The following is a 12,491-nucleotide window of genomic DNA, read 5'->3' as shown; positions in this document are numbered from 1 at the left end:
GAGGAACAACGATGTTAGATGAAATCTCCTCCAAAGAAAAAGCTGCCATCCTTATTCGTACATTAGAAGAAGGGGTGGCAGCAAAAGTCATTGAATATATGACAGCTGAGGAAAAAGAAGTATTACTTCGTGAAATCGCAAAGTTTCGTGTATACAAACCAGAAACGTTAGAAAATGTACTAGGAGAGTTCTTATATGAACTAAATGTAAAAGAATTGAACTTAGTCACTCCAGATAAAGAATACATTCGTCGCATATTTAAAAACATGCCAGAAGACGAACTGGAAAAATTATTGGAAGATCTTTGGTATAACAAAGATAATCCATTTGAATTCTTAAATTCACTTACAGATTTAGAACCACTTCTTACAGTGCTTAATGATGAGTCACCACAAACAATTGCAATTATCGCTTCTTATATTAAACCGCAACTTGCGTCTCAATTAATTGAGAGATTACCAGATCATAAACGAGTAGAGACGGTAATGGGTATTGCGAAGTTAGAACAAGTTGATGGTGAATTAATTAATCAAATTGGTGAGTTGTTAAAATCGAAATTAAATAATATGGCATTCAGTGCAATTAATAAAACTGATGGCTTGAAAACAATCGTAAACATTTTAAATAATGTTTCACGTGGTGTTGAAAAAACAGTCTTTCAAAAGCTGGATGAAGTCGATTATGAGTTATCTGAGAAAATTAAAGAAAATATGTTTGTCTTTGAAGACTTACTTGGTCTTGAAGATCTTGCGCTTCGCCGTGTATTAGAAGAAATTACAGATAACGGTGTTCTTGCGAAAGCACTTAAAATTGCAAAAGAAGAAATTAAAGAGAAACTATTTACATGTATGTCTTCAAACCGTAAAGAGATGATTCTAGAAGAATTAGATGGCTTAGGACCGCTTAAGATGACGGATGCTGAAAAAGCGCAGCAAACGATCACTGGTACAGTGAAAAAGCTAGAGAAAGAAGGAAGAATTATCGTTCAAAGAGGTGAAGAGGATGTCCTTATTTAAAAACAGAATTCCGAAGAATTCTGTTTCTTTTTCTGAAGAAACGTATGAATTACAATTTCCAAAACCAGCTTCAGTTCAAATAGAAGAGGAAGAATTACAAGCTGATCATGCAGAGCTTCGCGCCCAGCAAGAGTCATTACATATGGAAATGAATCAGCTAAGGCAAGAGAAGCAAATGCTAGAACGAGAGCGGCAGCAGTTATTACAAGATAAAGAACAATTTCAAATGCATATTCATGAACAAATGGAACAGATGGAAGCAGCGCGTGTGCAGTTTCAAAAAGAACAACAAGAAACAGCATATGAATGGACAGAGTTATTATGGGATCAATCTTTTCATCTAGCAGAAAAAATCGTGAATCAAGCGGTAGATTCACGATCGCTTGATGTGTTACCTATTTTAACTGGCATCGTGCAAACATTGCCAACTTCATTTGAAAAATTAATCATTACAGTACATCCAGAAACGTTTGAACGTATTCAAGAAGAGAAGGAAAATACGAAAGAATATTGGTTGCTACAATTAGTAGAATGGAAATATGATTTCTCCCTGCAGTTTGGTGAATTTGTTCTGGAAGAAGAGAAAGAGTTCTTTGAATTTAAATTTGCACCTATATTTGCGAAACTTCGTCAGAAATGGGAAGAAGAGAAGTTATTTGAGGAGCAAAATGTATGAGCCGCCTGTTAATGAATGAGAACGAAAAATGGAATAAGTTCATTGAAACACCACTGTATACGAAAGTGGGCAAAGTTCATAGTGTACAAGAACAGTTTTTCGTAGCAAAAGGGCCGAAAGCGAAGATTGGTGATGTTTGCTTCGTTGGAGAACATAACGTCTTATGTGAAGTGATTGCTATTGAAAAAGAAAATAATATGCTACTTCCATTTGAACAGACAGAAAAAGTATGTTATGGAGATTTAGTGACATTAGTTTCAGAAGATGTTGTTGTACCACGTGGTAATCACTTGCTTGGCAAAGTGTTAAGTGCAAATGGTGAAGTGTTAAATGAGGAAGCTGAAAACATTCCATTACAGAAAATTAAACTAGATGCACCGCCTATACATGCATTTGAACGTGAAGAGATTACCGATGTATTTGAAACAGGAATAAAATCAATTGATTCTATGCTAACAATTGGTATCGGTCAAAAGATTGGTATTTTTGCTGGGTCAGGTGTTGGTAAATCTACTTTACTTGGAATGATAGCAAAAAATGCAAAAGCTGATATAAACGTTATTAGTTTAGTAGGAGAACGTGGCCGGGAAGTAAAAGACTTTATTCGAAAAGAGTTAGGCGAGGAAGGGATGCGAAAAAGCGTCGTTGTTGTAGCGACGTCAGATGAAAGTCACCTTATGCAACTTCGTGCCGCGAAACTCGCAACGTCTATTGCTGAATACTTCCGTGATCAAGGCAATAACGTATTACTTATGATGGACTCTGTTACTCGTTTCGCCGATGCACGAAGAAGTGTTGATATTGCTGTTAAAGAGTTACCGATTGGTGGTAAAACACTGTTAATGGAAAGTTATATGAAGAAGCTGTTAGAGCGGTCCGGGAAAACACAAAAGGGATCTATAACAGGTATTTATACGGTGCTTGTTGATGGGGACGATTTAAATGGCCCTGTACCAGATTTAGCACGTGGTATTTTAGATGGACATATTGTATTAAAGCGTGAGCTTGCAACGCTTAGTCATTATCCTGCAATTTCAGTATTAGATTCAGTAAGTAGGATTATGGAAGAAATCGTGTCACCACATCATTGGCAACTTGCAAATGAAATGAGGAAAATTTTATCAATTTATAAAGAAAATGAATTGTATTTTAAGTTAGGAACGATTCAAGAAAATGAAGAAAATGCTTATATTTTTGAATGTAAAAATAAAGTAGAAGGTATAAATACATTTTTAAAGCAAGGTCGATCGGATAGTTTCCAATTTGATGATATCGTTGAAGCGATACACCATATAGTATAAGGCCTCTGCCTAAGAGGTCTTATTTTTTTGTTTTTTAATATTTCACAGATTTTTTTGGAAAAAAACTATATAATAGAAAAAGAGAACGTTATAATAGGAAGGGGCTATGAAAACAGGTGGATAAACAGCAGTACGACACAATAAAATTGCAAATAAATCAAGAAAAAGAACATATTTTAAAAGAAGTGTATGAATTAACAGCTGAAAAAAGAAAAATAGAACAAAAAAAAGAATATGATTTATATGTTGTGAAATCGCGTAGTAAAGTCGTACAAACTGGGCAACGTATTATGGCGGGCATGCTTTCTTCACATACGTTTTCACCTGAAAGAATAGAAGAATGGAATCGAAAAATTAAAAAAACGGAAGGTTTTATTCAAAAAAATGAAAGCCTTTTAGAGCAAGTAAAAGAAAAAGAACGTGTCATTGATGAGATGTATCAAGAAAATTGTAAAAAGCTTGCGAAAGCACAAGAAAAGCTGGAAGAAAAAATGCTTCTGGATTTGAAAATGTGTATGAATGGATGAGGTGAATGTAGTGATACAGTCTGTATTACCGGTGCAACAAAGTTTACCTCCGCAAAAAGAAAAAGGGCTAGAAGTACAATCAAAAAATGAAGATTCTTCATTCGATCGTACGATGAGAATGGAAAATAAAAAACAGCCGCAAACGGAGAAAACGAAACGAGAAGAAGCACCACCAGAAGAGAAAAAAGATTATATTCTTTCTAAAAAATCGGTAACGAAAGAAGAACCAAATGTAAAGAAAGAAGAAAAAAAAGAGACAGAACAGTTGTTATTAGCTGTATCTGAGCAAATGGTTGCAATTGAGCAATTACATGTGCAGCCGGAATTGTTATATCAATACATACAAAAAATACAAGAGCTATATAAAGAATATGGCAATATTAAACTTAATGAATTACCTGCAGCTGAATTACAACAATTACAAGAACTTCTTTCAAATATGAATATCAAAAATGCTATATGTTTAGAAGATACAATGCAAATGGTATTAGACAAAATGAAGATGCCAGAGCAAACTATGCAAGCATTGAAAGTTGTAGAAACAGAAACTTGTAATATTGCAAAGGAACAAGAAGAGTCTAAAGAGGTAGATCTTCCAAAACTTGAGAGCGATGACGCAAAGGTAGAGTTGCCAGAAGTTGATGCATTAAACGATTCGAGCTCTGCAGGTGCAGAATTATTAAATAAAACGACGAGTACCGAACAAGTAGGGAAATCAAATAGTGGTGCTGAGAAAGTTTCATTACCTGACTTAGGAAAGAAAATGGAAGCACAAGTAGAAGCGCTGCAAAAATTTGTAGTGAAACAAGAACGTGTTTTATTTCAGTTAAATCCAGAAAAACTTGGTACATTAACAGTGTTTATGAAAAAACACGGAGATCAAATTGATGTTCACGTAGAAATGGAAAAACACGATGCGAAAAAACGTGTTGAAATCATTTTTGATGAATTGAAATTAAAATTAAAAGAAAAAGAAATCAATATTCAAATTAGCTATTCAGATAAAGATGAAAATCGAAAAGAACAGCGAGAACAAGAGCAAAGGCAAAAACAGAAATTAGCAAATACAAATCATGAAAAACAACAATCAACAGAATTTGCGGGATTATTGGAGGAATAAAGCGTGCCAACAGTTGGGTTAAATACAACGAGTACAAATCATATTCCGTTACAAGCAGGAGCGCAAGCAAAAAACGCAACTGTTAATGGTGTACAATCGCCAGTGCAACAAAGTAATGGAGTTTCGGCAGGAGCGCAAAAGACTCCTGGTGTAATGGGGAAAGATGATTTCTTAAAATTGTTTTTATCAAGTTTCCAACATCAAGATCCATTTAATGCGATGGATATGAATCAAATGATGAATCAGACAGCACAGTTATCTCTTATGGAACAAGTACAGAATATGACGAAAGCAGTAGATAAGCTGCAATCAACGATGTATTCAACAGCACTTGATGGTGGAATGAAGTTTTTAGGTAAATACGTAAGAGGTGTTGACGGTGACGGAAACAAAGTAACCGGTCAAGTAGAAACAGTTCGCCTTGCGGAAAATAACGATGTACAGCTCGTTATTAATAATAAGGTTGTATCTCTTCGTTTCGTTGAGAGGGTGTCTGATAAACCGATTGGGGAAACGAACCCAGAAGACGCAAAGAAAGACGATCAAAAAGTAACTGAAGAAGTAAAAACTACAAATTCATAAGGAGTGTCCATACGTTATGATTAAAGCGTTATATACAAGTATTACAGGGATGAATGCAACACAAAATGCATTAAGTGTAACTTCAAATAATATTGCCAATGCACAAACAGTAGGTTATAAAAAACAAAAAGCAATGTTTGATGATTTACTATATAACAATTCGATTGGTGCAAAAGGTGACGGTAAATACGCAGGAACAAATCCGAAAAGTATTGGTAATGGTGTGAAAATGAGTGGTACAGTTACGGATTATAGTGATGGTACAATTACGTTAACAGGTGGCAAAACACAAGCCGCAATGGAAGGTAATGGTTTCTTCGTTGTAGGTGATTCAAAGGGCGGAAATATGGAATTTACTCGTAAAGGTACGTTTGGGATATCTTCAGATTACTATATTACGAATACTGAAGGTCAATACGTATTTGCATACCCTGCAAATGAGGCAACTGGTGAAGTTGATTTATCTGGAATTCCAGGACCGTTGCAAATTCCAATGGGAACAGCAATTGGTGGTATTCGAACATCGAAAGGGACAATTAAAGGGAATATTCCAACTGGTGAAAAACAAATTACACAAGATTTACCTGTATATGATAATGCAGGGAATACATGGACAATGCGTGTAGAGTTTAAACAAACGAGTGAACATAATTATACATATAAAGTACAAATGCGTAATGACTCGAAAAAAGAAACAGAGTTTAAGGACGTTCCAGGTGCAGGTGGTAATATGACATTTGATGCTGTTGGAAATCCAAATCCGAAAGAGCAAGGAGCCAATATTCCATTCGATGGCGGCTCTATAAAATTAGACTTAAGTCATTTAACAAACCATCCAACAGATAAAACATTATCAGTAACAGACGTAGATGGTAGAGCAGCAGCGACGGTTAAAGATTGCTTCATTGCTGACGGTGGATATGTGATGGTAAAATATTCTGATGGAAGTATGAAATCTGCAGGTCAATTAGCTGTTGCGATGTTCCCGAACGAAGGCGGACTAATGAAAACCGGTAATGGTAACTATACAGCGACGAATACAACAGGTATTTTAGCTCTTGGTGCATCTGGTCAAAACGGTGCAGGTAAAGTACGTGGTGGTGCACAAGAAGGTGCAAACGTAGATTTATCTGTAGAATTCGTTGACTTAATGTTATACCAACGCGGATTCCAAGGAAATGCGAAAGTAATTAAAGTTTCAGATGAAGTATTAAATGAAGTTGTAAACTTAATTCGATAATATATCGTAAGGAAAAAATGTAATGGAGTAGAAAGGGTTTTTTATTCGTATGACAAGACAAGAGCGAATTTTACAATTGCCTTTTTTCGAAAATAAACGTGAACTTGCCGAGCAAGTATTAAAAATAGAACGAGAAGAGCATGTATATTTACCAGATCAATTTGAAATTAAGCAAGTGCCTCCATATTCATTTGGCGAAAAACAAGCAATCATTGGCCGCATCCATGAGTTTTATTTCATAAGTGTTGGTAGCGATAGCATTTGGAAGTATCAACTGTTTAAGGATGAGATGAAGTGTCGTGAGTTTTTTGTTATGTTGCCAAATATTACGGATCAGCAGATAGCGTTTTGGTTTAATAACATAGAGTTATTGAAAGGTTCTTAAAAGCACTTTTTAGGTTTTGAGAGAGGACCTGGCGATGTTTTGGAGCGGTTAGTGCCTAATAGAGTCCCGACCGATGTGTAAGACCAGAGATATGTAGCATTACTAGAGTAGTATGGTAGTGTAAGAAGTGGTAATATAAAATAGTTTTAAGTTAATTTAAGGTAGTTGTAGTATACAATTAGACTGAATTTCTATAAAAGGAGAGGTGAGGAGGATGGCGCAAAATAAGTATCGCGTTACATTCATTTCGCCGAATGAGATTGAGCAGCGGACTGTAATGGCGGCGAATAGTTTGCCAGATTTAATTCGTAAAGTAGAGAGTATTATTGCAGATCCAAACGGTTATTTTGTGAATGATAAAAAAAATAATTGTTATTTTAAAGTGATTAAAGAAAATGTTACGTTTATTCAGTATGAGTTACTATTTTCGGATAAGGAAATTCATATTGAAAAATTAAAACATATAGCACCAGTAGTATTAAAACGATTATTCGAAAAAATAAATGACCCGGAATTATATGCACTCGCGCTACTTGATGTTGATATAGCAACGAAAGAATATGTGCTAGCAGAAATGAATTCTGAGCTGAGAATAAGAGTAGAGACTGAGCTTTCGAAAAAATGGGAAGCAATGCCGACGGAAGTTGCAGGAGCACAAGAAGTGTTATTAGAGGCACTTGCTTCGTTTATACAAGATTAATTGTTTTTTTATAAAATGAATCGTTCGACTATCTATATTTTTTATATAGGTAGTTGACTTTTTCGCTTTTATAAAGCTTAATAATTAGATATACGGAATTAATGGAAGGGGAGCGACACCTTTATGTCACAAGCACAAAGTATTTTATTAGAAAGCGGAACAAATGAATTAGAGATTGTTACGTACACTGTTGGTGAAAACCTATTTAGTATTAATGTAATGAAAGTACGTGAAATCATTAATCCATTCCCTGTTACAACTGTGCCAGAATCTCATCATGCAGTTGAAGGTGTTGTTCAAGTACGTGGTGAAATTTTACCTGTTATTAACTTAGCAATGGCTCTTAATTTAAAGTCAACAAAGCCACTTGATCAAACGAAATTTATCATCTCAGAATTAAACCAAATGAAAGTTATTTTCCGCGTTGATGAAGTGCATCGTATTCAACGTATTTCATGGGAACAAATTGATGAACCAGCTTCATTATCTATGGGACTAGAAGAAACGACATCTGGTATTGTAAAACTAGATGGCAAAATCATCTTACTATTAGATTATGAAAAAATTGTATGTGAAATTAGCGGCACTGGTTATGACAATAAATCAATTGCAGGGTTAGAACAAAAAACAGATCGAGCTGAAAAAGTAATTTATATTGCAGAAGATTCAGCGATGCTTCGTCAAATATTAGAAGAAACATTATCATCAGCTGGATATACGAAAATGAACTTCTTCAGCAATGGTGCAGAAGCGTTAGCGCAAATTGAAAAATTAGCGAAAGAGCAAGGCGAAAAAATGTTTGAACATATTCACCTGCTAATTACGGATATTGAAATGCCAAAAATGGATGGACATCATTTAACAAAAGTAGTTAAGGATAGTGAAGTAATGAATCGTTTACCAGTCATTATTTTCTCTTCATTAATTACAAATGAATTATTCCATAAAGGTGAAGCTGTAGGAGCAAATGCTCAAGTAAGTAAGCCAGATATTCAAGAGCTAATTGGTTTAGTTGATAAGTTAGTGCTTTAAAAGCTTCTTTTTAGCCGGAATAGAAGCTCTAGCTAAGTGTTGAGCGGTCAGTGCTTAATAGAGCCCTATGCGATGTTGAGACCAGAAATATAGAGTGGTTATAGGTAAGTAGAAGAGCTGGTGTATAACATTTTTCTATTTAGTAGGAATAGAGGAACTACTTATGTAAGTAAGTTTTCAGTGATTAATAGAGTCTCATGCGATGTGAGTTCAGAGGTATGAAGTAGTTTTAGGTAAGAAGAAGTGAGACTTTGATTGAGGATTTGAAGATTGGGTTTATAACTCTATTCTGTTAGAGAGAGGAAGGAATTAGCCATATGTAGTATTGGCTAATTCCTTTTTGGTATTCTATACTCTAACCTGGCAGAAAAATGAAAGGTTTCTGAGATGTTTGGCGCTGTATGTATGAAAAAATCTTCAAATGAAGATTTTTGATTTGAAAATATAAGCAAACGTATTTTCGAAGGTTATTTTAGTAACATTTCGTGGTAACGCAAATTTTTTCGGTGAAAAAATATTCAAAATACCATATAATATAATTAAATGTAATTAATATGCAATTTTACATATTAATAAAAAACATTTTCCAAATTTTTATACTTTCTATACATTTTTGTATGTTAATTATTTGACAGATAATTTCGAACTGTTATAATATGGATATGTAAAAATTGCTATTTTCTTAAAAGACATGGGAGTCAGATGAGAATTGTGAAAGGATGAGGGGGAGTGGCACAGATTATGTATCACCACACAGCAATTAATGTATTAGGTCTTTTACAAAACATGTCAAATAATAAAATAAACGATATGCAACTAGAGGTGGAATTTAAAAAAATAGAAAAAGAATTCCAAGTAAAGTATGAAGAATTAGTTGATTTACATAATAGAATGGTATTATTTCAAATAGATATAGAAAAAAATGGCGGGATGCGAGCGTACGAAAAATCAGCAATTACATGGCTGAAATCTGAACTAGAGCTACTGTATGAAGTGTATCAATTTTGTCAGCGTCACGGTTTAAACATTTTAAATATTTCAAAATACGTAAGTAAAAATGAACTAAATCTTTTTCCAAAAACAGAAAGTCAATTGCAAAATACGTATTATAAATTGAAAAAACGTGAAATACCGTTTGAAAATATTGAAAAACAAAAACCAGGACGAAAGAGAAAATATATACCTGTAAAAGAGACAATTGTTGCAAGAAAACAAGAAAACGAGTACGAATTAAAAGAAGAAATCCAGCATAAAGAGGATGAAAAAAATCTTGTAACAGTTATATCTGGTATCGTTGATAACTTTGAAACAATTAATCAGTGTAGTGAAAGGAAAGAAGACGAACTACATCAGTTTATGGAAGGTATTTATAAGCTTTCTAGCATGGCAGCAGGGCGTTCTAGAGAAGCAAAGAATACACTTAGCCTAGAAGGTGAATTGCAGTCGTTACAACTAGAAAATGAAAGGTTAAAACGAGAGAAAGAAGAGCTTGTACAAGATATTAAGGGCATGACGCAGCTTTTAATTCATTTCATTACAAGTTCTGATATCGATCAAATTCGTAAATTACCAACTTTCGTACAAGATTGTAAAATGGAATTACATAAACTAGGGCTATATAATGCACAAGACGGTAAAATGAAAATTATGGTTGATCGTAGTGGACAAGTTATGACGGTAACACAGTAAAAAAATTTGGGTACAAAATAAAAGGGAAATACATAGTTTATATGTATTTCCCTTTTATTTTGTATGGAATCGTTCCAAAGATGGAAAATGAACTTTTACGATTGTAGTAGTTTAGAAACCATTTGCGGAATTTGATTTGCTTGTGAAACCATACTAAGTGCAACTTCAGTTAACAATTTAAACTTTAAAAAATCGCTCATTTCCTGCGCCATATCCGCATCTTCAATTCGAGATGCAGCATCTGTTAACGCCATACTTTGGCTATATAAATTTTCAATATTAAACTGTAAACGATTCATCATAGCCCCAAGATTAGCACGATGAAGTGATACATTTTGTAAAGCCTCTTCAATTTTACGAATCGCCGCTCTTGCTTCTTGTTCTGTTGAAATCTTGATGTCATGTTGTGTAGGGGCAGGGGGAATATGTTTCGTTACATTTACTGTATGACCGATATCATCTAATGTAATAGGGCGGTTTTGACCGTCAAATACGGATAAATCATTAAACTCAGTCGTCTCGTCAATATAGCCAATTTGTTCTGTTAAAGATTGAAATTCTTTACTGAGTGAGTCACGGTTTTTATTTGAATTTGTACCATTTGCAGATTGAACAGCTAAATCACGCATACGCTGCAAAATATTCGTCACAGTTTGAAGGGCAGCTTCCGCTGTACGAAGCATTGATATCGCATCTTCATTATTACGAATCGCCACGCGCATACCACTTGCTCTCGCATGCATACGAGTCACAATTGCAATGTTAGCGGGATTATCAAAAGCAGTATTTAACTTTTTACCGGTCGCCAAATGCTCCATCGCAACATTCATACGTTTCTCATTCTCATAAAACGACTGTCTAGCATTCATACTCGAAATATTCGTACTAATACGCATAATAGACACTCCTTATAGATTGATATAGTTAGTGTTCTAAAGCTAATAAATAAAAAATAAACCTCTCCGCAAGCAGAGAGGTTTATTCAGGAAACTAACTCAAATGGCTTATTGTAATAATTTAGAAACCATTTGTGGCGTTTGGTTTGCTTGAGAAAGCATGCTGATTCCAGCTTCGTTCAAGATTTTGAACTTAGTCATTTCAGACATTTCTTTCGCCATGTCAGCGTCTTCGATTTGAGAAGCAGAAGCTGCCATAGAGTTTTCTTGGCTTTTAAGGTTTGTTACGTTAAAGTCAAGGCGGTTTAATGTAGCACCTAAAGTAGCACGGCTAGAAGCAATTGTTTCTATTGCTTTATCGATTTTTTCAACAGAAGAAGATGGATCGAATGCTGTTGCCGTAGGTGCTGTTAGTGTTTTAAATTCTGTATTAATCTTTTCTGCAGCAGCTTTAAGAAGAGCATCAGTTTTAGCTGGATCAGCTACTACTTTATCATAAGCTTTGAAAGCATCTTCCATTTTCTCTACTTCTGCTGGTGTATAACCTGATTTGACTTTATTAAAAGCATTTTTTGCATCTGTAACGTCTTGAGCTTGTACAGCTGCATCTGCAGCAGCAGTTTCTAGTCGTTTCATAGAATTATTAAGTGTATCAAGATCATTTTTGTTAACTGTGTTTGAGCCAATGGCTAAATCTGTAATATCTAAGTTTTTAAGTGATGCAGAATCAAGTGAAATTGTAATTTGTTTATTTTTATCATGTGAGTCAAGAGTTTGGATATTAATAGTACTATTAGATCCGTCTAATAATTTTTTGTCGTTAAACTCAGTGTTGTCCGCAATGTATTGAATTTGTTCTTTTAATTGATCAAATTCTTTTTGCATTGCAGCTTGGTTTTTACTAGTATTAGTCTCACTTGCAGATTGGTTTGCAAGGTCACGCATACGAAGTAAGATGTTTGATACAGAGTTTAAAGCTGAGTCAGCTGTACGAATTAAAGACATGCCGTCTTCTGTATTACGAGCTGCAACGTTTAAGCCACCTTCACGTGAACGCATACGAGTTGCAATTGCAAGACCTGCTGCATCGTCAGAAGCGTTGTTGATACGTTTACCACTTGATAAACGGTCCATAGCATTGCTCATTTTTGTTTGGTTTTGGCGCATGTACTCTTGTGTACGCATGCTGTTAATGTTTGTATTAATTCTCATGTTAAGAAACCCCCATTTTTTTATATTGACTTTTCTGCAAATTGAAAAACGGTAATATGCGAAAAAATCAATTTCGAGATTTATTGTAATCCTTGCCACAACGGGTGTCAACTAA

Annotated in this window: 13 protein-coding genes; 11 read left to right on the top strand and 2 right to left on the bottom strand. The window is 34.6% G+C overall.

Annotated elements, in window-relative coordinates; translation table 11 throughout:
* Positions 1-11 precede the first annotated feature (11 nt).
* From fliG to MRP26_RS03695, 11 genes are all read left to right on the top strand, one after another.
* Complete coding sequence (gene fliG, locus MRP26_RS03745; RefSeq protein WP_000883364.1) at positions 12-1,016, top strand: flagellar motor switch protein FliG; 1,005 nt, start codon at positions 12-14, stop codon at positions 1,014-1,016.
* The gene (locus MRP26_RS03740) at positions 1,003-1,692 is read left to right on the top strand and encodes a FliH/SctL family protein (RefSeq protein WP_016082179.1); all 690 of its coding nucleotides are present in this window, start codon (positions 1,003-1,005) and stop codon (positions 1,690-1,692) included. The genes fliG and MRP26_RS03740 overlap by 14 nt, the downstream gene beginning before the upstream one ends.
* Positions 1,689-2,993, top strand: coding sequence for a flagellar protein export ATPase FliI (gene fliI, locus MRP26_RS03735; protein WP_069355338.1), 1,305 nt, complete (start codon positions 1,689-1,691; stop codon positions 2,991-2,993). The genes MRP26_RS03740 and fliI overlap by 4 nt, the downstream gene beginning before the upstream one ends.
* Before the next feature lie 116 nt (positions 2,994-3,109).
* The gene (locus tag MRP26_RS03730) at positions 3,110-3,520 is read left to right on the top strand and encodes a hypothetical protein (protein ID WP_000360860.1); all 411 of its coding nucleotides are present in this window, start codon (positions 3,110-3,112) and stop codon (positions 3,518-3,520) included.
* Positions 3,521-3,530: 10 nt separating this feature from the next.
* A complete protein-coding gene (locus MRP26_RS03725; RefSeq protein WP_140155646.1) occupies positions 3,531-4,640 on the top strand; it encodes a flagellar hook-length control protein FliK in 1,110 nt (369 codons plus the stop codon).
* Positions 4,641-4,643: 3 nt separating this feature from the next.
* Positions 4,644-5,222: a flagellar hook assembly protein FlgD gene (locus tag MRP26_RS03720; RefSeq protein WP_016082176.1), complete on the top strand. Its 579-nt coding sequence runs from the start codon at positions 4,644-4,646 to the stop codon at positions 5,220-5,222.
* A 16-nt stretch (positions 5,223-5,238) separates the two neighbouring features.
* A complete protein-coding gene (locus MRP26_RS03715; protein ID WP_000588320.1) occupies positions 5,239-6,462 on the top strand; it encodes a flagellar hook protein FlgE in 1,224 nt (407 codons plus the stop codon).
* A 49-nt stretch (positions 6,463-6,511) separates the two neighbouring features.
* Complete coding sequence (locus MRP26_RS03710) at positions 6,512-6,847, top strand: DUF3964 family protein (protein ID WP_063536039.1); 336 nt, start codon at positions 6,512-6,514, stop codon at positions 6,845-6,847.
* Between the two features lie 214 nt (positions 6,848-7,061).
* Positions 7,062-7,547, top strand: coding sequence for a LysR family transcriptional regulator (locus MRP26_RS03705; RefSeq protein WP_197242233.1), 486 nt, complete (start codon positions 7,062-7,064; stop codon positions 7,545-7,547).
* Between the two features lie 123 nt (positions 7,548-7,670).
* Positions 7,671-8,579: a chemotaxis protein gene (locus MRP26_RS03700; protein WP_000075943.1), complete on the top strand. Its 909-nt coding sequence runs from the start codon at positions 7,671-7,673 to the stop codon at positions 8,577-8,579.
* A 741-nt stretch (positions 8,580-9,320) separates the two neighbouring features.
* Positions 9,321-10,268 carry a DNA-binding domain-containing protein gene (locus tag MRP26_RS03695; protein WP_242806014.1) on the top strand — a complete coding sequence of 316 codons (948 nt, stop codon included), beginning with the start codon at positions 9,321-9,323 and terminating at the stop codon, positions 10,266-10,268.
* A 95-nt stretch (positions 10,269-10,363) separates the two neighbouring features.
* Here MRP26_RS03695 and MRP26_RS03690 read toward each other — a convergent pair whose 3' ends face one another.
* Positions 10,364-11,164, bottom strand: coding sequence for a flagellin N-terminal helical domain-containing protein (locus MRP26_RS03690; RefSeq protein ID WP_197241893.1), 801 nt, complete (start codon positions 11,162-11,164; stop codon positions 10,364-10,366).
* 108 nt (positions 11,165-11,272) lie between these two features.
* Positions 11,273-12,376 carry a flagellin N-terminal helical domain-containing protein gene (locus MRP26_RS03685; RefSeq protein ID WP_001222396.1) on the bottom strand — a complete coding sequence of 368 codons (1,104 nt, stop codon included), beginning with the start codon at positions 12,374-12,376 and terminating at the stop codon, positions 11,273-11,275.
* Positions 12,377-12,491 lie beyond the last annotated feature (115 nt).

It is taken from the genome of Bacillus sp. CCB-MMP212 (assembly GCF_022748145.1).
Classification (GTDB): Bacteria; Bacillota; Bacilli; order Bacillales; family Bacillaceae_G; genus Bacillus_A; species Bacillus_A cereus.
The sequence above is the reverse complement of the archived record's forward strand: the minus strand, read 5'-3'. Positions and strand labels throughout refer to the sequence as shown.

Excerpts from the sequence above, each read along its gene's own strand:
- fliG (WP_000883364.1), top strand. The coding sequence starts at position 12 with ATGTTAGATGAAATCTCCTCCAAAGAAAAAGCTGCCATCCTTATTCGT.
- MRP26_RS03740 (WP_016082179.1), top strand. The coding sequence starts at position 1,003 with ATGTCCTTATTTAAAAACAGAATTCCGAAGAATTCTGTTTCTTTTTCT.
- fliI (WP_069355338.1), top strand. The coding sequence starts at position 1,689 with ATGAGCCGCCTGTTAATGAATGAGAACGAAAAATGGAATAAGTTCATT.
- MRP26_RS03715 (WP_000588320.1), top strand. The coding sequence starts at position 5,239 with ATGATTAAAGCGTTATATACAAGTATTACAGGGATGAATGCAACACAA.
- MRP26_RS03710 (WP_063536039.1), top strand. The coding sequence starts at position 6,512 with ATGACAAGACAAGAGCGAATTTTACAATTGCCTTTTTTCGAAAATAAA.
- MRP26_RS03705 (WP_197242233.1), top strand. The coding sequence starts at position 7,062 with ATGGCGCAAAATAAGTATCGCGTTACATTCATTTCGCCGAATGAGATT.
- MRP26_RS03700 (WP_000075943.1), top strand. The coding sequence starts at position 7,671 with ATGTCACAAGCACAAAGTATTTTATTAGAAAGCGGAACAAATGAATTA.
- MRP26_RS03695 (WP_242806014.1), top strand. The coding sequence starts at position 9,321 with ATGTATCACCACACAGCAATTAATGTATTAGGTCTTTTACAAAACATG.
- MRP26_RS03690 (WP_197241893.1), bottom strand. The coding sequence starts at position 11,164 with ATGCGTATTAGTACGAATATTTCGAGTATGAATGCTAGACAGTCGTTT.
- MRP26_RS03685 (WP_001222396.1), bottom strand. The coding sequence starts at position 12,376 with ATGAGAATTAATACAAACATTAACAGCATGCGTACACAAGAGTACATG.